Annotated in this window: 24 protein-coding genes; 11 read left to right on the forward strand and 13 right to left on the reverse strand. The window is 61.7% G+C overall.

Annotated elements, in window-relative coordinates:
- Together F1002_RS08425 and F1002_RS08430 are read right to left on the reverse strand one after the other, a co-directional pair.
- Entirely contained in the window at positions 1–903 is a 903-nt protein-coding gene (locus tag F1002_RS08425) for a U32 family peptidase (protein ID WP_150428563.1), read from the reverse strand.
- A 10-nt stretch (positions 904–913) separates the two neighbouring features.
- Positions 914–1921 carry a peptidase U32 family protein gene (locus F1002_RS08430; protein WP_150428564.1) on the reverse strand — a complete coding sequence of 336 codons (1008 nt, stop codon included), beginning with the start codon at positions 1919–1921 and terminating at the stop codon, positions 914–916.
- Between the two features lie 200 nt (positions 1922–2121).
- On the opposite strand from F1002_RS08430, the gene F1002_RS08435 reads away from it, so the two are divergent.
- A complete protein-coding gene (locus tag F1002_RS08435) occupies positions 2122–3783 on the forward strand; it encodes a PAS domain-containing hybrid sensor histidine kinase/response regulator (RefSeq protein ID WP_191090343.1) in 1662 nt (553 codons plus the stop codon).
- Positions 3776–4669, forward strand: coding sequence for a response regulator (locus F1002_RS08440; protein ID WP_150428566.1), 894 nt, complete (start codon positions 3776–3778; stop codon positions 4667–4669). Before F1002_RS08435 ends, F1002_RS08440 begins: the two co-directional genes overlap by 8 nt.
- Positions 4670–4675: 6 nt before the next feature.
- Here F1002_RS08440 and F1002_RS08445 read toward each other — a convergent pair whose 3' ends face one another.
- From F1002_RS08445 to F1002_RS08470, 6 genes are read right to left on the reverse strand one after another with little or no spacing between them, the layout of a single operon-like run.
- Positions 4676–5668, reverse strand: coding sequence for a septal ring lytic transglycosylase RlpA family protein (locus tag F1002_RS08445; protein ID WP_150428567.1), 993 nt, complete (start codon positions 5666–5668; stop codon positions 4676–4678).
- On the reverse strand, positions 5665–6777 hold the full coding sequence (gene rodA / locus F1002_RS08450; protein ID WP_150428568.1) for a rod shape-determining protein RodA: 1113 nt from the start codon (positions 6775–6777) through the stop codon (positions 5665–5667). Before rodA ends, F1002_RS08445 begins: the two co-directional genes overlap by 4 nt.
- Positions 6774–8684, reverse strand: a complete 1911-nt coding sequence (gene mrdA, locus F1002_RS08455) for a penicillin-binding protein 2 (RefSeq protein ID WP_150428569.1) — start codon at positions 8682–8684, stop codon at positions 6774–6776. The genes rodA and mrdA overlap by 4 nt, the downstream gene beginning before the upstream one ends.
- A gap of 12 nt (positions 8685–8696) precedes the next feature.
- Positions 8697–9218 (reverse strand): rod shape-determining protein MreD, encoded by a 522-nt coding sequence (gene mreD / locus F1002_RS08460; protein WP_150428570.1) that lies wholly within the window; start codon positions 9216–9218, stop codon positions 8697–8699.
- Positions 9218–10144: a rod shape-determining protein MreC gene (gene mreC, locus F1002_RS08465; protein WP_150428571.1), complete on the reverse strand. Its 927-nt coding sequence runs from the start codon at positions 10142–10144 to the stop codon at positions 9218–9220. Before mreC ends, mreD begins: the two co-directional genes overlap by 1 nt.
- A gap of 30 nt (positions 10145–10174) precedes the next feature.
- Positions 10175–11218 carry a rod shape-determining protein gene (locus F1002_RS08470; protein WP_150428572.1) on the reverse strand — a complete coding sequence of 348 codons (1044 nt, stop codon included), beginning with the start codon at positions 11216–11218 and terminating at the stop codon, positions 10175–10177.
- A gap of 104 nt (positions 11219–11322) precedes the next feature.
- On the opposite strand from F1002_RS08470, the gene gatC reads away from it, so the two are divergent.
- From gatC to gatB, 4 genes are read left to right on the forward strand one after another with little or no spacing between them, the layout of a single operon-like run.
- Positions 11323–11610, forward strand: a complete 288-nt coding sequence (gene gatC, locus F1002_RS08475) for an Asp-tRNA(Asn)/Glu-tRNA(Gln) amidotransferase subunit GatC (protein ID WP_150428573.1) — start codon at positions 11323–11325, stop codon at positions 11608–11610.
- Positions 11607–13079, forward strand: a complete 1473-nt coding sequence (gatA, locus tag F1002_RS08480) for an Asp-tRNA(Asn)/Glu-tRNA(Gln) amidotransferase subunit GatA (RefSeq protein ID WP_150428574.1) — start codon at positions 11607–11609, stop codon at positions 13077–13079. Before gatC ends, gatA begins: the two co-directional genes overlap by 4 nt.
- Positions 13079–13621 carry a hypothetical protein gene (locus tag F1002_RS08485; protein WP_150428575.1) on the forward strand — a complete coding sequence of 181 codons (543 nt, stop codon included), beginning with the start codon at positions 13079–13081 and terminating at the stop codon, positions 13619–13621. Before gatA ends, F1002_RS08485 begins: the two co-directional genes overlap by 1 nt.
- 13 nt (positions 13622–13634) lie before the next feature.
- Positions 13635–15089, forward strand: coding sequence for an Asp-tRNA(Asn)/Glu-tRNA(Gln) amidotransferase subunit GatB (gene gatB, locus F1002_RS08490; protein ID WP_150428576.1), 1455 nt, complete (start codon positions 13635–13637; stop codon positions 15087–15089).
- On the opposite strand, the gene F1002_RS08495 is transcribed toward gatB, so the two are convergent.
- Positions 15090–15740, reverse strand: coding sequence for a hypothetical protein (locus tag F1002_RS08495; RefSeq protein WP_150428577.1), 651 nt, complete (start codon positions 15738–15740; stop codon positions 15090–15092).
- A complete protein-coding gene (pyrE, locus tag F1002_RS08500) occupies positions 15733–16374 on the reverse strand; it encodes an orotate phosphoribosyltransferase (protein WP_150428578.1) in 642 nt (213 codons plus the stop codon). Before pyrE ends, F1002_RS08495 begins: the two co-directional genes overlap by 8 nt.
- A gap of 48 nt (positions 16375–16422) precedes the next feature.
- Here pyrE and F1002_RS08505 point away from each other — a divergent pair, with 48 nt between their 5' ends.
- The 5 genes from F1002_RS08505 (at position 16423) to F1002_RS08525 (ending at position 18614) form a co-directional block, all read left to right on the forward strand.
- Entirely contained in the window at positions 16423–17202 is a 780-nt protein-coding gene (locus tag F1002_RS08505; RefSeq protein WP_150428579.1) for an exodeoxyribonuclease III, read from the forward strand.
- Between the two features lie 84 nt (positions 17203–17286).
- Entirely contained in the window at positions 17287–17601 is a 315-nt protein-coding gene (locus F1002_RS08510; protein ID WP_150428580.1) for a YqjD family protein, read from the forward strand.
- Between the two features lie 55 nt (positions 17602–17656).
- Positions 17657–18013, forward strand: a complete 357-nt coding sequence (locus F1002_RS08515; protein ID WP_255584477.1) for a phage holin family protein — start codon at positions 17657–17659, stop codon at positions 18011–18013.
- Positions 18010–18303 carry a YqjK-like family protein gene (locus F1002_RS08520; RefSeq protein ID WP_150428582.1) on the forward strand — a complete coding sequence of 98 codons (294 nt, stop codon included), beginning with the start codon at positions 18010–18012 and terminating at the stop codon, positions 18301–18303. Before F1002_RS08515 ends, F1002_RS08520 begins: the two co-directional genes overlap by 4 nt.
- A gap of 2 nt (positions 18304–18305) precedes the next feature.
- Entirely contained in the window at positions 18306–18614 is a 309-nt protein-coding gene (locus F1002_RS08525; RefSeq protein ID WP_150428583.1) for a hypothetical protein, read from the forward strand.
- Here F1002_RS08525 and F1002_RS08530 read toward each other — a convergent pair.
- Genes F1002_RS08530 through F1002_RS08540 form a run of 3 tightly spaced genes read right to left on the reverse strand, consistent with a single transcriptional unit; the run spans position 18598 to position 21604 of the window.
- On the reverse strand, positions 18598–19866 hold the full coding sequence (locus F1002_RS08530; RefSeq protein ID WP_150428584.1) for an AmpG family muropeptide MFS transporter: 1269 nt from the start codon (positions 19864–19866) through the stop codon (positions 18598–18600). The two genes, F1002_RS08525 and F1002_RS08530, sit on opposite strands and share 17 nt — an antisense overlap.
- Positions 19866–20477 (reverse strand): methionine biosynthesis protein MetW, encoded by a 612-nt coding sequence (gene metW / locus F1002_RS08535; RefSeq protein WP_150428585.1) that lies wholly within the window; start codon positions 20475–20477, stop codon positions 19866–19868. Before metW ends, F1002_RS08530 begins: the two co-directional genes overlap by 1 nt.
- On the reverse strand, positions 20474–21604 hold the full coding sequence (locus tag F1002_RS08540) for a homoserine O-acetyltransferase (RefSeq protein ID WP_150428586.1): 1131 nt from the start codon (positions 21602–21604) through the stop codon (positions 20474–20476). The genes metW and F1002_RS08540 overlap by 4 nt, the downstream gene beginning before the upstream one ends.
- Positions 21605–21680: the final 76 nt, after the last annotated feature.

The raw sequence follows: 21680 nt of genomic DNA on the forward strand, positions 1-21680 counted from the left end.
TCATGCTCCCAGGGTTGCGAGGGCTTGCGTATGGTGCTGGCGGATACCCGCGTCGCCGAACCAGTAACCGTCGACCTGGCCGCTGGTGCTCCAGTTCCGACTGTCGGCAACGACCGGCAGACCGTGTCGCGCGGTATCGAAGGCGGCGATGATGTCGTTCATATGCTGTTGCTGCGGGCTGAGGCGGACGATGTCGATGCCCATGGCGAGCATGTCGGGAATCTCGTGCAGCAGATTGTAGCTCTGCGCCGACATGGTCTGGATACCATTGATGGTCAGGAAATCCTGCCCCTCGCGGGTTTTCAGCGTCAGGCCCTCGGCGTGGTCGAGGCACTTGAACTGGCAGTCGTCCTTGTTCAGGTTGTAATGACGGGCCGTGAAGCAGCGGGCCGAGAAGGCGAGCGGAATTTTGCCAAAGGCGAACACCTCGGTTTCGACGCCCGCAGGCCGGCTGCGGTGCAGGGTGTCGATCAAGGTTCGGGTGGCCTCGAGCGGCGGTACCCAGCGCTTCAGGCCATAGCGGGCGAAGGTGGCTAGGGTTTCCTCGTTGTAAATATTGAGGTGCGGTCCGGCGACAAAGTCCTTGCCGGCGGTCAGGTTGACCGCGCCCAGATCGTTGGCTTCGACCTTGCAGCCGGCTTCATCGACCAATCGGCGCAAGGCCTTCAGATCACTTTCCGATTCGAGCAGGGCCTGGGCGGAGACAACGACTTCCTTGCCGGCATCGGTCAGATCGCGCGCCAGACCGATCCAGTCGGCGGTGCGCAATTGCTGACGGCGCGAGCAGACGACTTCGCCGACATAGACGATATCGATGGCCGGGTTCTGCGCCATGTCGGCGTAGAACTCCATGACTTCAGCCTTGGGCCAGAAATAGAGCAGGGGTCCGAGAGACAGTTTCATGCGTAATCCTTCAGCGCCACGGCCGGTTATAGGCGCCCAGGGTTGCCTGGCTGCCTTCGGATACCTTGGCCAGTTCGGCCTGCCAAGCCGGCTTGACGTGGAAGCGCTCGGCGCTGTCGCGGGCTGCATCGAGGGCGGCGCGCAAGGTGCGGGTGACCTGAGCGACGTAGGTCGGGCTGCGCTGGCGGCCTTCGACCTTGATGGCGCGGACGCCGATCTTGATGATGTCGGGCAGGAGTTCCAGCACGTTCAGGCTGGTCGGCTCCTCGAGCGCGTAGTAGGTCTCGCCCTGCACCTCGAAGCGCCCCTTGCAGAGGGTGGGATAGCCGGCCGGTTCGTCATCGCCGAAACGGTCGATCAGGATGCCGTTGAGCCGCGTTTCCATGGTTCCCGGCTTCTTGTCCCATTTGACGTACTTGGCGGGAGAGCAGGCACCGACGGTATTCGGCGATTCACCGCAGGCGTAGGAAGAGAGCCAGCAGCGCCCCTCGTTCATGACGCACAGGCTGCCGAAGCCAAATACCTCGATTTCGACCGTGGTGTTCTTGATGACGTGCTCGACCTGCGCCAGGGTCAGTACGCGCGGCAGCACGGCGCGGCGGATGCCGAATTCGCGCTGGCAGAAATTGATCGCCTCGTAGCTGGTGGCCGAACCCTGAACCGACAGGTGCAGGCGCTGTTGCGGGTGTTTGCGGGTGGCGTAATCGAGGAGGCCGATGTCGGCCAGGATGATCGCATCGACCCCCTGGTCGACGGCGCCATCGACGGCGGCATGCCAGTCGGCGGTGCGTCCGGCTTGCGGGAAGGTGTTGATCGCCATCAGCACTTCGCGGCCCTTGGCATGGGCGTAGCGGATACCTTCCGCCATGGTCTTGGCGTCGAAGTTGAGGCCGGCGAAATTGCGGGCATTGGTATCGTTTTTGTAGCCGAGATAGACGGTGTCGGCGCCGTTGTCGACAGCGGCCTTGAGGGCGGGAAGGCTGCCGGCGGGACAGACGAGATCGGGCAGGGAGCTCATGGGCAGACTCCGGAATATCAAGCGCCGGAGTATAGCCACACCAAATTGCATGCCATTGATCCTCATCAAACACACGGGCGATGCGAAGATCAGAATCAAAACAGGGGATAACTAAAATGTGTGCACAATCTCGGCAAGCAATTGATGCGGATCCGGGGGCTGTTCTGGAGCCTGTCGCGCGACCAATGGTTGTGGGGGGCTTGCTGCTGCTGATTCTGGTTCTGGTACTGCCGAGCGTGCACCTGATGCTGGAATATTCGCGCCTCTCCGTCACCATGGCGAGCGAGGCTAAAGCCCAGGCCGAGTTGGCCTCCCGTTTCGCAGCCCAGGCGCCGAATGCTTGGCGTTGGGCGCCGGGAGAGTTGCTCGATGCGCTGGCCGATCGTCTCTACCCGGAGCATAGAACCGTGGTTGAGGATGCGTTTGGCTCAACCATCGCAACCCTGAGCGATCCGCCTTCCTGGCCGAGTGTTTCGGGCCGAGCGGCGATCAAGCTGGATCAGCATACCGTCGGCGTGTTGAAAGTCGAAAGCAGCTTGCGCGATGAAATCAACGATACCTTGTTCGCCTCGTTGATCAGTGCATTGGTCGCGTTGGCCATTATGGTGCCGCTCTACAGCCGGCACTGGGCCAGCTTGCGCAAGGCCAACGCGGCGCTGGCGCAAAGCGAGATGCGGTTTCGCGATCTGGCGACGCTTTCGTCGGACTGGTTGTGGGAGCAGGATGCCGATCTTCGCTTCCGTGAGCTGTCCTCTGGATTTGACCGGGCAGGCATGAACGCTCAAAGCCTCAGGGGAAAGCGGCGCTGGGAGCTACCCATCCTGTTAGACGAGGCGGATTGGGCGGCGCACAAGGCGGTATTGGCGGCGCGCCGGCCATTTTCCGATTTCGAGTATCCCATCCGTGGAGACGACGGGTTCCTGCACTGGTATTCGGTGTCCGGCAGTCCTGTTTTTGACGAGGCGGGATGCTTTGTCGGCTATCGAGGAACGGGCCGGGAGATCACGCGCGCCAAGGCTGCGGAAGCGGCGTTGCGCGAGCATAGCGGGCATCTGCAGGCCCTGGTCGATAGTCGTACGGCCGATCTCTTGCGGGCCAAGGAAGCGGCGGAGTCGGCCAACCGGGCGAAGTCGGAATTCCTGTCGAACATGTCGCATGAACTCAGGACGCCGATGCATGGCATCCTTTCATGCGCCCGCCTGGGGGCAGATCGGGTTGGCAAAATCGATGACGAACGTCTGCGCGGATATTTCCAGTTGATTCAGGATAGCGGGAAGCGCCTGCTTGTGCTGCTCAACGACCTGCTCGATCTCTCCAGGCTGGAGGCCGGTACGACCTTGGTGCAGCCGGTCGCGCTCGATCTCGCAGAACTTGTGCGCCGCGTGATTTCGGAGTTGCACGCGTTGTTCGAACTCCGCGGACAACGGATCGCGTTTTCCTGCGAAGGGGATGCGGCGATGCATGGCGATCCCGAACGTTTGACACAGGTTGTTCGCAATCTGTTGTCGAATGCCGGGAAATTCGCACCGCAGGGGAGTGTGGTGTCCGTTAACCTCCGGCCTGACAACATGGTCGTGGCCGGCGAGGAGGTGGCCGGCCTGAGATTGGCCGTCGAAGACCATGGATCAGGCATTCCGGCGGACGAACTGGAGAGCATTTTCGACAATTTCGCGCAAAGCTCGATAACAAGCAGCGGGGCCGGCGGTTCCGGTCTTGGGCTCGCGTTGTGTCGGGAAATTATTCGGTTACATTGCGGTATGATCTATGCCCAGAATCGCCAGAGTGGCGGGGCCTGCTTTACCGTGCAGCTACCCGTTCGTCATCCGGTCTCTGGGGAAGGAGAAAGACTGAGCAATGGATAAGGAACGTGTCCTCGTTGTTGATGATGAACAATTGAACCTGTTCATCATCGAGGAATTTCTCGAGCAGGAAGATATCGAGCTCGAGATGCACAGCAATCCGGTGGATGCCTGGTCGAGCCTGAGCGCTCCCGACAGCAATTTTTCGCTGGTGGTGCTTGACCGCATGATGCCGGAACTCGATGGCATGGAATTGCTCCGCCGGATGAAGCGCGAAGCGCGTTTTGGCGACGTTCCGGTCATCATGCAGACGGCGGCGTCGTCGCCCGATCAAGTGCGTGAAGGGCTCGAAGCAGGGGCTTATTACTATCTCACCAAGCCCTATGAGCCGGAAGCGCTGATTTCGATTGTCAGGGCCGCGCTGGAGGATCGCCGCGGTCGTCGCCAGCTGCGCAGTCGTGCGGCTCGCCTGGAGGAAGCGCAGGCGCTGATCCGGAATGTCGAATACAGCTTCGTGACGCTCGACGATATCGCCTCGCTGGTTCCGGTGTTGGCCGACATGTGTCCGGTTCCGGACGTCGTCGCGCCAGGCCTTTCCGACCTGATGGTCAATGCCGTGGAGCACGGCAATCTGGGCGTCAGCTATCAGGAAAAATCCCTGCTCAAGTGGGAGGGTGACTGGGAGGGGGAAATCCAGCGCCGTCTGGCCCTGCCGCAGTTCCTGGGGCGTTTTGCCACGGTGCGGGTGGAACGCGATGCCCGGTCTCTGACATTTACGATTACCGATCAGGGTGCCGGGTTCGTGTGGGACAAGTTCCTGAGCTTCGATCCCGATCGGGCCTTCGATCCCAATGGTCGCGGTATCGCAATGGCCCGGATGATGAGCTTTGCCTCGCTGGAGTACCAGGGCAAGGGTAACGTGGTGGTTGCCCGGGTCAGCCTGGAGTGAATTCGATCAGCGGGTGACGAAAGTCGGTTTGAAGCCGAGTGCGGCGCGGATTTTGTCCGCGATCTTTTCGGCATCCCCGCGACTGGCGTAAGGCCCCAGTTGCAGGCGGTGAATGCCGCCGGCCGGGTGGATACGCATCGGCTCGACCAGCCAATCCAGTTCGCGCATCAGATGGTTTCTGAGGTTTTCGGCATTGTCGGCGCTGGAAAAGGCGCCCAGTTGCAGATAAACCCCCTTGGCAAAACTCGTTTCGCCGCTCACTCCGGTCATCGTGGCGGCTTGTACCGGCTTTTCCTCCGCGATGCCCCGGGCAAACTGGGCGATGTCGTCGCTTTCGCCGGCGCTTGGGCGGGCTGGCGTGACCTGGGCGTAGGTCGTTCCGCTTGCTTCGCCCGGAATGATCGCCTCAACCTCGACCTGGCCGCTGCCGCCGTTGATCAGCCCGAGCTTGTAGGCAGCCGTGTAGGACAGATCGATGACCCGGTCGGCGTGGAACGGCCCCCGGTCGGTGACGCGCACGACGACCGATTTGCCGGTCTGGGTGCTGGTCACCCGGGCATAGGAAGGTAGGGCCAGCGTGGTGTGGGCGGCGGTCATGGCGAACATGTCGTAGGGCTCGCCGATGGAGGTCTTCTGGCCGTGAAATTTCTTGCCGTACCAGCTGGCAATGCCCCGCACCTTGTACGGCTTGACCGCGGTGTTGGGAACGTATTCCTTGCCGAGGACGACATAGGGCTTTGTCGCCGGCTTGTGCAGCGGTTCCCATTTGGGTTCGGCGTCCGGAATGTCTTCCAGTCCATCGGGAATCTCGTCGGCCGGGCCGTCATCCTTGTAGAAGCCGCCTCCCCGCTTGAGCACGGCGGTCGGCTTCTTCGTCGGGGTCGGTGTCTTGGTCGTCGGCACCCTGGGCGTGTCGGCGCCGGGTTCGCGCACCGGGCCGGAGCCACCGCAAGCGGCCATGAGCAATGCTGCGGCGAGCGGCGCGAGCAGGCGCTTCATTTTTTAACCAGCATCCGGTGCGTATGGATCGACATCAATATGCCAATCCCCAGGAACAGGGTGACCAGCGCCGTGCCACCGTAGCTCATGAAGGGCAGCGGGACGCCGACTACGGGCAGGATGCCGCTGACCATGCCCATGTTGATGAAGGCATAGGTAAAGAAGCCGAGTGTGATGGCGCCGGCCAATAGTCGCGAAAAAGTGGTCGGTGCGGCCGAAGCGATCATCAGGCCGCGGCCGATGAGCAGGGTGTACAGGAAGACCAGCGTGGCGTTGCCGATCAATCCCCATTCCTCGGAATAGACGGCAAAGATGAAGTCGGTATGTTTTTCCGGAATGAACTCGAGGTGGGTCTGGGTGCCGTTCAGGAAGCCTTTGCCGACGGCCCCTCCGGAACCGATGGCGATCGTCGCCTGGATGATATGGTAGCCGGAGCCGAGCGGGTCGGTCGTCGGGTCGATCAGGGTCAGGATGCGTTTCTGCTGGTAGTCGTGCAGCATGTTCCACAGCACGGGCGCGGCGGCGCCAGCCATGGCGATCAGGCCGACGATGATCTTCCATGGCAGGCCGGCGAAGAAGATCACATAGAAGCCGGCGGCACCGACGAGTAGCGCAGTGCCGAGGTCGGGCTGCTTGGCGACGAGGCCGAATGGCACGAGAAGCAAGAGCGCGGCGACGCCATAGTGTTTGAGTTTCAGGGTGGCCTCGTACTTGTGGAAGTACCAGGCGAGCATCAGCGGCATGGCGATCTTCATGATTTCCGAGGGCTGGACGCGTGTGAAGCCGACGGACAGCCAGCGCCGGGCGCCGTTGACCTTGATGCCGAAGAGGAAGACGGCAACCAGCAGGACAATGCCAACGATGTAGAGCGGAATCGCGAAGCTCATCAGTTTTTGTGGCGGAACACGGGAGATGACCCACATGACGACGAGGGCGATGCCCATGTTGGCGGCCTGCGACATCATGCGGTGCGTGCTGTCGTAGGTGGCGGAATACACCGTGCCCAGACCGACCGCCATGATGGCGGCGGTGATCAGCAGCAACGGGAAATCGATATGGGCGATAGCGTTGGCCCAGGCCCGACGCAAGGTTCCGGCGATGTCCATCATTCGTCGTGCTCCTCCTCGATGGCGTCGCTGTCTTCCCTGGCGGCGCCGGCCGGCAGCTTGCCGAGCAGGTAGTAGTCAAGCACCATGCGGGCGATCGGTGCCGCCGACTGGGCGCCGAAACCGCCGTTTTCGACCAGGACGGCGAGGGCAATCTTCGGATTCTCGACCGGTGCGTAGGCGATGAACAGGGCGTGGTCGCGGAGGTTCTTCTTGACGGCCGATTCCTTGTACTGGGCACCTTTCAGCGAGAAGACCTGGGCCGTGCCGGTCTTGCCGCCGACGCTGTAGGGAACCCCGGCGAAAGCACGCGCGCCGGTACCTTCCTTGTTCACGCCAATCATGGCGCGGTGGATGACTTCCAGGTTCTTCTCTTTCCAGCCGAGATCGCGCAGCGGTTTGGGTTCGATCGGCCTTTTGTCGCCGGTCTTGGTGTCGACGATATTTTGTACCAGGTGCGGTCGGAACATCACGCCATTGTTGGCCAGCGTAGCCACCGCCTGTGCCAGCTGGATCGGCGTGTAGGCGTTATAGCCCTGGCCGATGCCGATGGAGATCGTTTCGCCGGCGTACCATTTCTGCTGCTCCGGCTTCTTGAAGCGCTGCTTTTTCCATTCCTGCGAGGGAAGAACGCCCTTCGACTCCCCGGCATCGTCCTTGCCGAGGTCGATGCCGGTACGCTGGCCCAGCCCGATACTGCCCATGAACTTGGCGATGTTGTCGATCCCCATGTCGTTGGCCAGGACGTAATAGTAGGTATCGCAGGAATGGACAATCGATTTGTACATGTCCACGACGCCGTGTCCGCCCTTCTTGTCGTCGCGGAAGGTGTGGTTGCCGAACGTGAAGAAGCCTGGGTCGCTAATGGCTTGCTGGGCCGTGCGTTTGCCCATCTCCAGCGCGGCCAGGGCCATGAAGGGCTTGAACGTCGATCCCGGTGGGTAGGCGCCGTTGATGGTACGGTTGACCATGGGCTTGTCTGGGTGGTCGTTCAGTTCCTTCCAGTTTTCCGGGGTGATGCCGTCGACGAATAGATTGGGGTCATAAGTCGGGGTGGACACCAGGGCCAGCACGCCGCCAGTGGCCGGATCAATGGCGACCAGGGCACCCTTGCGATCGCCAAAAGCCTTTTCGGTTATTTCCTGCAGCTTGATATCGAGCGTCAGCTGCAGGTTGTTGCCCGAAACTGGGGGGATGCGTTTCAGGCTGCGCAGGGCACGGCCGCCGGCATCGATCTCGACCTGCTCGTAACCGGTTTCACCGTGCAGTTCGAACTCGTAATGCTGCTCCAGTCCGGTCTTGCCGATATGATCGGTACCCTTGTAGTTGGCTTGCCGCTCGGCTTCCTCAATCCATTTCAGGTCGCGCTCGGTGATCCGGCCGATATAGCCGATGGCGTGCGAGGCGACGGCGCCGAGCGGGTACTGGCGGAACAGGCGGGCCTTGACCTCGACGCCGGGGAAACGGTAACGATGGGCCGAGAACTTGGCGACTTCGGCATCGCTCAAGCGGGTACGAATGGGGATGGATTCGAAATTCTTCGCCTCGTCGAGGAGGCGCTTGAAGCGTTTGCGGTCCTTGGGCTGGATATCGATCACTTCAGCCAGTGCATCGATGGTTTGCTCAAGGCTTCCCGCCTGCGATGGCGTGATTTCCAACGTGAAGGCGGAATAGTTGTGGGCCAGAACCACACCATTCCGGTCGGTGATGACACCCCGGTTGGGAACGATTGGGATCAGCGCAATCCGGTTGTCTTCGGCACGGGTCTGGTAGAAGTCGTGCTGGATTACCTGCAGCCAGACGAAGCGGCTGATCAGGATGCCAAAGCAGGCAAGGACGAAGACGGCCGCAAAGCCGAGACGGAAGCGGAAGCGGTCGAGATCGGCTTCCGGATTGTTGAAGTCACCCACGTGCGATCAGCCTTAGATCGGACGGTTGGGATCCTGCTCGACCGGACGGTATTGCGGCAGCAGCAGGACGAATGTAGCGGGAATCCACAGCAGGGTCGCCACAAAGGGGCCGATGAAGTAACCCCACCCTGGAAAATCGGCACCAACCGCCAGGCGCATCAGGGCCTGGATGATCTGCGTGCCGATGAGCAAGGGCATGATCTGGAGTGCCTGCTGGGCCAGCGGGAACCAGAGGATACGCCGGGACAGCGACGAGGCGGTGTAGGCGAGCAGCACGTAGGCAAAACAGTGCTGGCCGAGGACGGCACCGTCGGCCACGTCCATCAGCAGGCCGAGAACGAAACCCCAGCCCATGCCGACCCGGCGGAACTCGCGTACGCTCCAGAAGCACAGAACCAGTGCCACCCAGTCGGGCATGCCGGGCCAGTGCGCGGTGGGCAGGAAATTGAGTACGGCGGCGCCGATCAGGCTCAGGAAGATGAACCACGGGCGAACCGGCAGCAGGATGCGCGATGAGGAAAAGGTCGGTTGCATCAGTTCTTGGGCATTCGTTTTTTCTTGACCCGCTGACCGTCATTGGCCGCAGCCCGGCTGCCACTTTCCGGCGGGCGCTCCGGCCTGGCCTGACGCTGCGCGAGGATCATGACTTCACCGAAGTTTTCGACACCGGCGATCGGTACGCAGAAGATGCGGGCGAAGGAATAGGCACTGTCACGTTCGATGTTGACCACCTTGGCAACCGGGAATCCGGGTAGATAAATGTCGTCGAGGCCCGATGTGACCAGCAGGTCGCCAACCTGGATGTCGGCGTTGGCCGGCATGTAGCGCAGTTCGAGCTGGCCGTTGCCGAGGCCGAAAACGACCGAACGCTGGCCGGTGCGCACGACCTGCACCGGGACGACCTGATCCTTGTCGGTGATCAGCGTGATCTCGGCCGAGAACGGGAAGACACGGGTGACTTGACCGACGACGCCGGCCTCGTCGATGGCCGGCAGGCCCGCCGCGATGTCGGCTTGTTGGCCTTTGTCGACAATCACCTTGCGCGAGAATGGGTCGCGGGCGGTGTACATGATCTGGGCGACCTGGCCGTTGGCCTTTTCGCGTTCCTTGACGTCGAGCAGCTTGCGCAAGCGGGTGTTTTCCACCTCCAGTTGCGCCAGGCGCTGCAGGTCAGGTGCCGTCGTCAGCTTGGCGTGCTTCAGTTCTTCGTTTTCAAGCTGCAGCGAACGCATGCCCTGCAGGTACTGTCCGGCGTAATCGACCAGGCTGCCCGGCGTCTGGGCCACGCGCTGTACCGGATCGACGATCAGGGCGATGCTCTGGCGCAGCAGTTCAAGGCTCTTGAAACGCAGGTCGACGACAAAGATCGCCAGCGAAACGGCGATGTAGAAAGTCAGAAGGGCCAGCGGTGCTGGCCCTCGCTTGAAGAACGGTGGTGGCGCGTGATCCATGCCGGCCATCGCTCACACTTGCCTTGCAGCGGTCAAGGGTCAGTCCGAGGCAAAAATGCTGCCCAGCTTGTCCATCTTTTCCAGCGCCATACCGCAACCGCGGGCGACGCAGGTCAGCGGCTCATCGGCAACGATGACGGGCAGGCCGGTCTCTTCCATCAGCAGACGGTCGAGGTCGCGGAGCAGGGCGCCGCCACCGGTCAGGACCATGCCCTTTTCGGCAATGTCGGCACCGAGTTCGGGCGGGGTCTTTTCCAGCGCCGACTTGACGGCAGAAACGATCTGGTTCAGCGGGTCGGTCAGCGCTTCGAGGATTTCGTTGGAGGAAATCGTGAACTTGCGCGGGATGCCTTCGGCCTTGTTGATGCCGGAGACTTCCATTTCCCTGACCTCGGCACCCGGGAAGGCGGAACCGATGTTCTTCTTGATGTTTTCGGCGGTGTTCTCGCCAATCATCATGCCGTAGTTGCGGCTGATGTAATTGATGATCGCTTCGTCCAGCTTGTCGCCGCCGACACGCACGGAGCCGGCATAGACCATGCCGCCGAGCGAGATGACGCCGACTTCGGTAGTGCCGCCGCCGATGTCGACGACCATGGAGCCGGTGGCGTCAGCGACCGGCAGGCCGGCACCAATCGCAGCGGCCATCGGCTCCTCGATCAGGTACACCTGGCTGGCACCGGCGCCGAGCGCGGATTCGCGGATGGCACGGCGTTCAACCTGGGTCGAGCCGGACGGTACGCAGATGATGATGCGCGGGCTCGGGCTGAACAGCTTGGAGTCGTGCACTTTCTTGATGAATTGCTTGAGCATCTGCTCGGTGACGGTGAAGTCGGCGATCACGCCGTCCTTCATCGGGCGGATGACGGTGATCGTGCCCGGGGCCTTGCCCAACATCTCTTTGGCTTCCTTGCCGACAGCCTGGATGGTTTTTTTTGCGTTAGGGCCGCCTTCGAGGCGGATGGCGACGACAGAAGGCTCATCGAGGACGATGGAGCGGCCGCGCACGTAGATGAGCGTATTGGCCGTGCCGAGGTCGATGGCGAGGTCGTTTGAAAAGTATTTGCTGAGGAAACCGAACATCTATAGCTCCGCGTTGGGGGGGTGCGGTAGGGAAAACTTTTATGATACCTTATAACGCTTTCCATTTTAAGACTTTGTGCACTGCAAAAAAGTCTTTGGCTCCCATGTCGCTCACATTAGAACAGGTTAAGCGCATCGCCCATTTGGCTCGTATCGAGACCAACGATGCCGAGGCACTTTCCACACAGGGCCATCTCAATGGCATCTTCCAGTTGATCGAGCAGATGCAGGCAGTGGATACCACTGGCGTCGAGCCGATGGCGCATGCTCAGGACCTTGGTCAGCGTCTGCGTGACGATGCGGTGAGCGAGCCCGACCGCCGCAAGGCCTACCAGGCCGTCGCACCGGAAACCGAGGCAGGCCTCTATCTTGTGCCGAAGGTGATCGAATGATCCACGCCAGCCTGAAGGAGCTGTCGCAGGCCCTGGCTGCGAAGAAGATTTCCAGCGTCGAGCTGTCCACGCTGTTCCTCGATCGTATCCAGCGTCTGAATCCGGATATCAACGCCTTCGTTACGGTCGACCGCGACAAGAGCCTGGCCATGGCCCGCGCTGCGGATGCCAGTATTGCTGCCGGTACGGCCGGCCCGCTGACCGGCATCCCGGTCGCCCAGAAGGACATCTTCTGCGCCGAAGGGTGGACGACGACCTGCGGCTCGAAGATGCTGGCCAATTTCGTGTCGCCCTACGATGCGACGGTGATCGCGAAAATGCATGGCGAAGCCGGACTGGTGTCGCTGGGCAAGACCAACATGGACGAATTTGCCATGGGTTCGTCGAACGAAACCTCGTTCTTCGGCCCGGTCAAGAATCCGTGGGATCGCGCCCGCGTGCCGGGCGGCTCGTCCGGCGGTTCGGCGGCAGCCGTCGCGGCCCGTCTGGCGCCGGCAGCAACCGGTACCGATACCGGTGGTTCGATCCGCCAGCCTGCTGCCCTGTGCAACCTGACCGGCCTGAAGCCGACCTACGGTGTGGTTTCCCGCTACGGCATGATTGCCTTCGCCTCGTCGCTTGACCAGGGTGGCCCGATGGCGGCCAGCGCTGAGGACTGTGCGCTGCTGCTCAACACCATGGTCGGTTTTGATGAGCGCGATTCGACCTCGCTCGACCGCCCGACGGAGGACTACACCCGCGAATTGGGTGAAAAGGCCGGGGACAAGCCGTTGAATGGCCTGCGTATCGGCCTGCCCAGGGAATTCTTCGGCGAAGGCTGCGATGCCGAGGTGATGGCCGCCGTGCGCGCCGCCATCGCCGAATATGAAAAGCTTGGCGCCACCTGCGTCGAGGTGTCGCTGCCCAATTCCCACCTGTCGGTGCCGGCCTACTACGTCATCGCACCGGCCGAGGCCAGCTCCAACCTGAGCCGCTTCGACGGCGTACGCTACGGTTATCGTGCGCCGGAATACGGCAATCTCGACGACATGTACATGAAGAGCCGTGCCCAAGGCTTCGGCGCCGAGGTCAAGCGCCGCATCCTGATTGGTACCTACGTGCTGTCGCACGGTTACTACGATGCTTATTATCTGCAGGCGCAGCGCATCCGCCGCCTGATCGCCAACGATTTTGTCGAAGCCTTCAAGTCCTGTGACGTGATCATGGGGCCGACCTCGCCGTCGACGGCGTTCAAGCTGGGCGAAAAGGCAGCCGACCCAGTGCAGATGTATCTGTCGGATATCTACACGATTGCCGTCAATCTGGCCGGCCTGCCCGGTATGTCGATTCCTTGCGGTTTTGCCGGAGGCTTGCCGGTCGGGCTGCAGTTGATCGGCAACTACTTTGCCGAAAACCAGTTGCTCAACGTTGCCCATCGCTACCAACAGGCAACCGACTGGCACGCCCGGCGGCCGGAAGCGATTGCCTGATGCGCTACTGGCTGGCCCCGCTGGCCGTCGTGCTGCTGCTTGCCAGTTGCGCAACGCCGCCACCGGAGAGCGAGCAGCAGCCGGCTGAGCCTGCCGCGAGCAAGCCGCCGAGCAGTCGGCCGGCCAGCCAGCCAGGCCTGTCGGCTGAAGCCCAGCGGGCATTGGCCCGCCGCGGCATCAAGCAGCACGACACCTCGCCGGTCAGCGTGACCTCGCGTTGCTCGCATGTCGATGAAATCGGTACGGCGACCAAGCTGAACCTGCAGGTCGATGACGGCGACGTACGCGATTTCCAGGCCAACGTGGCCATCAAGGGGCGTGGAGCCTGTCGTTTTGCATTGCCTGATTTTCGCCAGGAAACAGCGACACCTCAGGTTCTGCTGCGACACGCCAGGGACAGTAAGTGTACGGTTCGCATGTGGCGCGAACAGGGCGAAAAAATCACCATCGCCTTCACCGGTTGCCACAAGTCGTGCGAAGGCAAGGCGTTCGATTATTTGTGGCCGATTCTCGTCGAGTCGAAAACCGGCCAATGTTCGTGAAACGGATGAAGCTATGAATCAGTGGGAAGTCGTCATCGGTATCGAAACACACGCACAACTGGCGACGGTTTCGAAGATATTTTCGGGTGCCTCGACGGCCTTCGGGGCCGAGCCGAATACCCAGGCCTGTGCGGTCGATCTGGCCTTGCCGGGCGTTCTGCCGGTGCTCAACAGGAAGGCGGTCGATTGCGCCATCCGCTTCGGCCTGTCCATCGGTGCGGAGGTGGCGCCGAAATCGGTATTTGCCCGCAAGAATTATTTCTACCCCGACCTGCCCAAGGGCTACCAGATCAGCCAGATGGACCTGCCGGTCGTCGTGGGCGGTAGCCTGACCCTGCAGGTCGGCAGCGGCGACAAGGCCTACGAAAAGGTCGTCCGCCTGACCCGTGCCCACCTCGAGGAGGATGCCGGCAAATCCCTGCACGAGGATTTCCACGGCAAGTCCGGCATCGACCTGAACCGGGCCGGCACGCCGTTGCTGGAAATCGTCACCGAGCCCGACATGCGCTCGTCCGACGAGGCGGTCGCCTACGCCAAGGCGTTGCACGGCCTGGTGCGCTGGATCGGTATCTGCGACGGCAACATGCAGGAAGGTTCCTTCCGCTGCGATGCGAACGTCTCGGTACGTCCGAAGGGACAGGCTGAGTTCGGGACCCGCCGTGAAATCAAGAACCTGAACTCCTTCCGTTTTCTCAAGGAAGCCATCGACTACGAAGTCCATTGGCAAATCAACGAGATCGAGGAAGGCCGCAGGATCCAGCAAGCGACCGTGCTGTTCGACCCGGATACCGGAGAAACGCGCACCATGCGGACCAAGGAAGATGCGCACGACTACCGCTACTTCCCCGACCCCGACCTGCTGCCGCTCATGATCGGTGCCGAATGGATCGAACGCATCAAGGGCGAGTTGCCCGAGTTGCCGGGCCAGAAGCGCGAACGCTTCACGAACGTCCTGGGCCTGTCGGCCTACGATGCAGCGACGCTGACAGCGAGTCAGGAGATCGCCGCCTATTTCGAGGCCGTGGTTGCCGTGGCCGGCCAGGGTAACGCCAAGCCGTGCGCCAACTGGGTCATGGTCGACCTTGCTGCCCGCCTGAACAAGGAGGGCCTGGAGATGGCCGAATCGCCCGTCTCCGCCCAGCAACTTGGTGGATTGATCTTGCGCATTGCCGACAACACCATTTCCAACAACATCGCCAAGAAGGTTTTCGAGGCGCTGTGGAATGGCGAAGGCGCGACGGCTGACGAGGTCATCGACAAACAGGGCTTGAAACAGATCACCGACAGCGGTGCCATTGAGGCGCTGGTCGACGAGGTGCTTGCCGCCAACGCCGCCAATGTTGCTGAATTCAAGGCTGGCAAGGAAAAAGCTTTCAATGCGCTGGTGGGTCAGGTGATGAAGGCCGCCAAGGGCAAGGCCAACCCACAGCAGGTCAATGACCTGCTGAAGAAGAAACTGGCTGGCTGATCAGCGCAGCGGGGTGGCCGCGCTGCCTGACGGCGCGGCCGGTGGCCGACGGGCCAGTTCGAAATAGCGCTTGCGATCGGCGTCGTACTTGGACTTGATGGTGTCGAACTCTTTCTTCTTGAGTTCGACCAGTTCCTGCTGCAGCCTGAGCTCGTGCTCGACGGCACGCAAATCCTTGTCCAGCTCGGGGGGCATGGTTTTTTTCTTGTAGAACTCGGCTTCGTCGGCCAGTTTTTTACGTTTCTTCTGAGCGGTCGCAATGCGTTCGTTGGTTGCCTGAATGGTGAGGTTCACGTCGGCCTCGGCCTTTTTCTGGGCGAGATCGATGTCTTCCGGTGTCGAGTAGGTGTCCAGTAATGCCTGGTCACGTCGTCGTTGTTCGCGTCCCGCATCTTCCTGCTGCTTGCGCCGTTTGTTCTCCAGGATTTGCTCGGCTTTTTGTTCGGGAGTCAGCGGAGGGCCGACGTCCTTGACGACATTGCCGCCGCTGTCCAGAACACGGTAGGCGCGTCCGCGGCATTGCTCGGGCAGCGTATCCCCACAGACGCGACGGCCGCTGGCGGAGTCTTGGCAGCAATAGAATTCACCCGACGCCTGGGCCGTCGAGACCAGGAGCAGTGCGAGAAATGGGAAGGCTGCCGTCTTACGCATCGACCCCGTACTGCTCACGATAGCGGTTGACTGCTTCGCGGTGCGCAGAAAATTCGGCACGTTCCGCCAGGAAGACCATCAAATCCTTCAGCCCGGCAACGGCAACCACCGGTATGCCGTAATCGCGTTGTACTTCCTGCACGGCCGAAAGTTCGCCCTGGCCGCGTTCCTGGCGATCGAGCGCGATCAGCACACCGGCTGGCGTAGCGCCGGCGGCACGGATCAGTTCGACCGATTCGCGTACCGAGGTGCCGGCGGAAATGACATCGTCCACTATCAGTACGCGACCTTGAAGCGGGGCACCGACAATGCTGCCGCCTTCGCCGTGATCCTTCGCTTCCTTGCGGTTGTAGGCGAAGGGGAAATTGCGGCCGCGTTGGGCGAGTGCCATGGCGATCGTGGCGACCAGCGGGATGCCCTTGTAGGCAGGGCCGAACAGCATGTCGAATTGCACGCCGCCGGCTTCGGCGGCTTTGGCGTAGAATTCGGCGAGTCGACCGAGCGAGTTGCCGTCATTGAAGAGTCCGGCGTTGAAGAAGTAGGGCGACATGCGCCCCGCCTTGGTCTTGAATTCGCCAAAGCGCAACACTTGGCATGCGAGCGCGAATTCGATGAAGTCCTGACGAAAATCCATGGTTTCCTAATTGCAAACGACCCAAAAACACAGCCTAGTCTAAGCACAATGTTACGCATCATATCCCTGAACCTCAATGGTATCCGCTCGGCGTGGAGCAAAAATGTACTGCCCTGGGTGGAGAGTCAAAAGCCCGACGTCATATGCTTGCAGGAATTGAAGGCTCAACTGCCGGATCTGACGAGTGAAATGCTGGCACCCGATGGTATGCACGCGTACTATCATTGTGCCGAGAAAAAGGGTTACAGCGGCGTCGGCATCTGGAGTCGGCGTGAACCGGACCGTGTTGTCGAGGGCTTCGATGGCGGTGAATTCGATGCCGAGGGGCGCTATATCCGGGCGGACTTCGGCAATCTGTCCGTGATTTCGCTCTACCTGCCTTCCGGATCATCATCGCCGGAGCGCCAGGAGGCCAAATTCCGCTTTCTCGACGTGTTTTTCCCGCACATGCAGGCACTGCGTGCCGAAGGGCGCGAGATTGTTTTGTGCGGTGACTGGAATATCGCACATAAGGAAATCGACCTGAAAAACTGGAAGTCGAACCAGAAAAACTCGGGTTTTCTTCCCGAGGAGCGCGCCTGGTTGAGCAGGGTTTTCGATGAGCAGGGCTGGGTCGATGTCTACCGCCGCCTGCATCCCGATGCCACTGGTGAGGCTTATACGTGGTGGAGCAACCGCGGCCAGGCCTGGGCCAAGAACGTAGGCTGGCGGATCGATTACCAGATCGCCACCCCGGGAATCGCAGCAAGTGCCATGGCTGCCGGGGTGTACAAGGCCGAGCGTTTTTCCGATCATGCGCCTCTTAGCGTCGACTACGACGTCAAATAAGTATCCAGTGTGAATTGCTTTCACAGCACGCTAGGGATACCCTTGAAATGCTCCGATCAACATGATTCACAACGAGGTTTGAAAATGTCAGAACAACTCTCCGTAGCCAACAAGGAAAAACTGGTCTCCGATCTGAAGGTCGTCATTTCCGATACCGAAGAACTGCTGCGTGCCACGGCTGGCGCTGCTGGCGAGAAGGTTGGTGAACTGCGCGAGCGTTTGGGCGTCCGCCTGCGCGACGCCAAGGAACGCGTGCTCGACCTGGAGGCTGCCGTTGTCGATAAGACCAAGGCCGCTGCACGCGCAACCGATGATTTCGTCCATGAGCAACCGTGGAAGGCAGTAGGCGTTGCGGCTGCCCTGGGCTTGGCTCTGGGCGTCCTGATCGGCCGTCGCTAAGCGAATGACGCAATTCGCAGGGGGTGAAGAGGGCCGCGAGGGCCTTTTTGCCTCCTTGAAAAATCTCGTTGCGACGCTGCTCGCGATCGGGAAGACGCGCGCCGAACTTTTGGTCACCGAGCTGGAGGAGGAGAAATTCCGCCTCATATCGCTATGGGCGAGGGCAATCGGTGCGGCTTTCCTGCTTGCTCTGGGCGTCGTGATGCTGGTCTGCTGCATTGCACTGGCTTTCTGGGAGCAGCGCGTCGTTGTCTTCGGTGTCTTTGCGGCACTTTTTGTCACCGGCGGCCTGTTGTTGGTCAGATCCCTGCAGCGTCAGGCGAGCCAGCCGAGCAAGATGTTCAAGGCCAGCCTGTCGGAGCTTGAAGCCGACATGGCCCAGTTGCGTCGTTATCGCGACCGCTCGGAATGAACCCCAAACTGCTCGAACTGGCGACCCGCCATGGTGCGTTGCAGGTGCGCATTGCCGAGCAGCGCCGCCAGTTGGCGCGTCATGCGGCGCCGCTGGAGGCCGCTCTGGCCAAAGGAGATGCCGTTCTCGACGGTGTTGATTGGCTCAAGCAGCATCCGGCTGCGGTCGGCGTCGCCGCTGCTGCGTTGGCGGTGGCGCGTCCGAAAAGGGCGTGGCGCTGGGCTCGGCAGGGCTTTTTCCTGTGGCGCGGCTGGCAGGCCGTCAAGAGTCGTCTGACAGGAGCGCGCTGAACATGGCAGGTGGTGGGGGCAAAGAGGCTGCGCTACCGGGCTGGTGGCGCCAGATGGTTTCGTCGCAGCGGCGCGAAGCCGGCCGTATTCTGGCTGAACTGATGGAAACGCGCGGCATCATGCCTTTGTTGATGAAGGCACGTAATGGGCAATCTTGGAGTGCGGTCGAAAAAGCCCAATTGCTCGCCCATCTACGCCGCATGGCGCACCTGTCGCCCTATTTGATCGCCTTGTTGCTGCCAGGTTCGGTGCTGTTGCTGCCGATCTATGCCTGGTGGCTGGACCGGCGTCGCCTCAGGCGGGGTGACTAGCCTCTGGCGCCGTTTCGTTCCACGGCGCCACTTTCAATAGCAGCACCATGCCCGGCACGGCGAGGGCCGAACACAGCCAGAAGAAGTTGAACCAGCCCAGTTGTTCAACGAGCCAGCCAGCCGAGGCGTTGATGAAGGTGCGCGGTACGGCGGCCAGGCTGGTGAAGAGCGCCATCTGCGTTGCCGTGTAGGCAGGATGCGTGGCGCGGGCGATGAAGGCGACGAAGGCTGCGGTCCCCAGGCCGACGCCGAGGGCTTCGAGGCCGATGACGAAGGCAAGCGCCACGCGCTCGCTGGCTCCGATGCTGCCGTAATGCCCTTGGGCGGCGAGCCAGGCGAAGCCGAAAATGGAAACCAGCTGGACCACGCCGAACAACCATAGCGCCCGGTTGATGCCCAGTTTGACCATCCACAGGCCGCCGAGCAAGGCACCGATGACTGCCGGCCACAGGCCGGCGTGCTTGGCGATCAGGCCGATGTCGGTCTTGGTGTAGCCCATATCGAGATAGAACGGGGTGGCCAGCGCCGTGCACAGGCTGTCGCCGAGCTTGTACAGAAAGATGAAGCCGAGGACCAGGGCGGCACCGCGCCAGCCCTGGCGGCCCATGAATTCGTGGAATGGTTCGGTGACCGCCTGACGCAAGGTTTTCGGTGCGCCCTTGATACTGGGTTCGCTGACCAGCCAGGCCATGGCCATCCCGGGCAGCATGAAGGCGCCGGTAATCCAGAACACCTCGTTCCACGGCAGGCGGTCGGCCAGGATCAGCGACAGCGAGCCGGGAATCAGGCCGGCAATGCGGTAGGCATTCACATGCACGGCATTGCCGAGGCCAAGTTCGTTATCGCTCAGGATTTCGCGGCGGAAAGCATCGACGGCGATGTCCTGGGTGGCCGAGAGCAGCGACAGCAGTGTGGCCAGCCACAGGATGGGCCAGATGTTTTCCCTGGGGTTCAGGCCGCCGAGTGAGCCGATGGCGAACAGCAGACCGACCTGGGTGAGCAGCATCCAGCCGCGCCGGCGGCCGAAGCCGGGTAGGCTGAAGCGGTCGAGCAGCGGTGCCCACAGGAATTTCCAGGTGTAGGGGAACTGGATGAGGGCGAAGAAACCGATGGTCTTCAGGTCGACGCCCTCGCTACGCAGCCAGGCCGGCAGCAGGTTGAGCAGCAGGTAGAGCGGCAGGCCCGACGAGAATCCGGTGAAGATGCAGATCAGCATCTTCCGCGTGAGCAGGGCCGCGAGCCAGGCCGGCATCAGCGGGCTTGCGTCAGGCGATAGACCGCCAGGCTGCCGAGGAAATTCAGTTCGCGCTCGTCGGCGTTCTCGACCATGTTGCCGCCCTCGTCGAGGACATGGCGCTCGCGGATGATGAGGCCCATCCGCGTGCACAGCGCCTCGAAGTCGAGCAGCGTGAAAAAGCGGACATTGGGCGAGTCGTACCACTGGTAGGGCAGGTCTTCCGAGACCGGCATGCGGCCGTCGAGGACCGAGCGCAGGTTCTTCCAGTAGGCGAAATTGGGGAAGGAAACGACGGCTTCACGGCCGACACGCAGCATTTCGCGCAGGACGCCCTCGGTATGGCGCACCGTCTGCAGGGTGCGCGACAGCACGACATGGTCGAAGGACTGGTCGGCGAATTCGTCGAGGCCCTTTTCCAGGTTGCCTTGCAGTACATTGATGCCATTCGTGATGGCGGCAAGGATGTTGGCGTCGTCGATCTCGACACCGACGCCACGCACGCCGCGGGTATCGATCAGGTGCTTGAGAAGCGTGCCGTCGCCGCAGCCGAGGTCGAGCACACGGTGGCCGGGTTCGATCCAGGCGGAAATGATGTCGAAGTCGGGGCGTCCCAGCGTGTGTGTCATAGCTTGATGTTCCGCAGGTAGGCAGCGACGACGCCATGGTAGTGGGCATCGTCCATCAGGAAGGAATCGTGGCCGAAGTTGAGGTCGATCTCGGCGTACGACACGTTGCGGTTGCAGGCGAGCAGGGCGGCGACGATTTCCTTCGAGCGGGCCGGTGTGAAGCGCCAGTCGGTGGTGAAGGAAGCGATCAGGAAGCCGGTATTCGGATTGCTGCGGGCCATGGCCTTGGTCAGGTCGCCGCCGTCTAGGCGGGCCGGATCGAAGTAGTCGAGCGCCTTGGTCATCAGCAGGTAGGTGTTGGCGTCGAAATAGCCGGCGAATTTGTCGCCCTGGTAACGCAGGTAGGACTCGACTTCGAACTCGACGTCGAAATCGAAGCCGAAGGAGCCGTTGCGCAGTTCGCGGCCGAATTTCTCACCCATCTGATCGTCGGACAGATAGGTGATATGGCCAAGCATGCGTGCCAGACGCAGACCGCGCACCGGGCGGGTATTGTGCTCGTAATAGTTGCCGCCGTGGAAATCGGGGTCGGTCAGGATGGCCTGGCGGGCGACGTCGTTGAAGGCGATGTTTTGCGCCGACAGTTTGGGGGCTGAGGCGATGATGATGGCGTTGCGGACGCGTTCCGGCTGGCTGATGGTCCAACGCATGGCCTGCATGCCGCCCAGACTGCCGCCGATGATGGCCGCCCAGGCGTCGATGCCGAGGCGATCGGCCAGGCGGGCCTGGGCTTCGACCCAGTCGCTGACGGCGACGATGGGGAAATCAGCACCCCACGGCTTGCCGGTGGCCGGGTTGATCGATGACGGGCCGGTCGAGCCATGGCAGCCGCCCGGGTTGTTCAGGCCGACGATGAAGAACTTGTCGGTGTCGAGCGGCCGGCCGGGGCCGATGATGTTGTCCCACCAGCCGATATTGTTGGGCGCGTCGGCGTAATGGCCGGCGACATGGTGGTGGCCGGACAGGGCGTGGCAGACGAGAATGGCGTTCGACTTGGCGGTGTTGAGGGTACCGTAGGTCTCGTAGACCAGATCGTAGGCCGGCAGAACCCCGCCGCTGCGCAAGTGGAGCGGCTGGTCGAAGTGGGCGCGTTGCGATGTGACGACGCCGACGGATTGTCCTGGCATGCTGTTCCTGAAAACAAAAAACCCAGTTGGCCGAAAACGCGAACTGGGTGTTCCCGTTTTAGCTGAATTTATAAGC

Origin of the sequence: Dechloromonas sp. CZR5, assembly GCF_008711155.1 — a bacterium.
Classification (GTDB): Bacteria; Pseudomonadota; Gammaproteobacteria; order Burkholderiales; family Rhodocyclaceae; genus Azonexus.

Bases quoted from the DNA above. Each gene is read 5' to 3' on its own strand.
- F1002_RS08425 (WP_150428563.1), bottom strand. From the start codon at position 903: ATGAAACTGTCTCTCGGACCCCTGCTCTATTTCTGGCCCAAGGCTGAA.
- F1002_RS08430 (WP_150428564.1), bottom strand. From the start codon at position 1,921: ATGAGCTCCCTGCCCGATCTCGTCTGTCCCGCCGGCAGCCTTCCCGCC.
- F1002_RS08440 (WP_150428566.1), top strand. From the start codon at position 3,776: ATGGATAAGGAACGTGTCCTCGTTGTTGATGATGAACAATTGAACCTG.
- F1002_RS08445 (WP_150428567.1), bottom strand. From the start codon at position 5,668: ATGAAGCGCCTGCTCGCGCCGCTCGCCGCAGCATTGCTCATGGCCGCT.
- rodA (WP_150428568.1), bottom strand. From the start codon at position 6,777: ATGATGGACATCGCCGGAACCTTGCGTCGGGCCTGGGCCAACGCTATC.
- mreD (WP_150428570.1), bottom strand. From the start codon at position 9,218: ATGCAACCGACCTTTTCCTCATCGCGCATCCTGCTGCCGGTTCGCCCG.
- mreC (WP_150428571.1), bottom strand. From the start codon at position 10,144: ATGGCCGGCATGGATCACGCGCCACCACCGTTCTTCAAGCGAGGGCCA.
- F1002_RS08470 (WP_150428572.1), bottom strand. From the start codon at position 11,218: ATGTTCGGTTTCCTCAGCAAATACTTTTCAAACGACCTCGCCATCGAC.
- gatC (WP_150428573.1), top strand. From the start codon at position 11,323: ATGTCGCTCACATTAGAACAGGTTAAGCGCATCGCCCATTTGGCTCGT.
- gatA (WP_150428574.1), top strand. From the start codon at position 11,607: ATGATCCACGCCAGCCTGAAGGAGCTGTCGCAGGCCCTGGCTGCGAAG.
- F1002_RS08485 (WP_150428575.1), top strand. From the start codon at position 13,079: ATGCGCTACTGGCTGGCCCCGCTGGCCGTCGTGCTGCTGCTTGCCAGT.
- gatB (WP_150428576.1), top strand. From the start codon at position 13,635: ATGAATCAGTGGGAAGTCGTCATCGGTATCGAAACACACGCACAACTG.
- F1002_RS08495 (WP_150428577.1), bottom strand. From the start codon at position 15,740: ATGCGTAAGACGGCAGCCTTCCCATTTCTCGCACTGCTCCTGGTCTCG.
- pyrE (WP_150428578.1), bottom strand. From the start codon at position 16,374: ATGGATTTTCGTCAGGACTTCATCGAATTCGCGCTCGCATGCCAAGTG.
- F1002_RS08505 (WP_150428579.1), top strand. From the start codon at position 16,423: ATGTTACGCATCATATCCCTGAACCTCAATGGTATCCGCTCGGCGTGG.
- F1002_RS08510 (WP_150428580.1), top strand. From the start codon at position 17,287: ATGTCAGAACAACTCTCCGTAGCCAACAAGGAAAAACTGGTCTCCGAT.
- F1002_RS08520 (WP_150428582.1), top strand. From the start codon at position 18,010: ATGAACCCCAAACTGCTCGAACTGGCGACCCGCCATGGTGCGTTGCAG.
- F1002_RS08525 (WP_150428583.1), top strand. From the start codon at position 18,306: ATGGCAGGTGGTGGGGGCAAAGAGGCTGCGCTACCGGGCTGGTGGCGC.
- F1002_RS08530 (WP_150428584.1), bottom strand. From the start codon at position 19,866: ATGCCGGCCTGGCTCGCGGCCCTGCTCACGCGGAAGATGCTGATCTGC.
- metW (WP_150428585.1), bottom strand. From the start codon at position 20,477: ATGACACACACGCTGGGACGCCCCGACTTCGACATCATTTCCGCCTGG.
- F1002_RS08540 (WP_150428586.1), bottom strand. From the start codon at position 21,604: ATGCCAGGACAATCCGTCGGCGTCGTCACATCGCAACGCGCCCACTTC.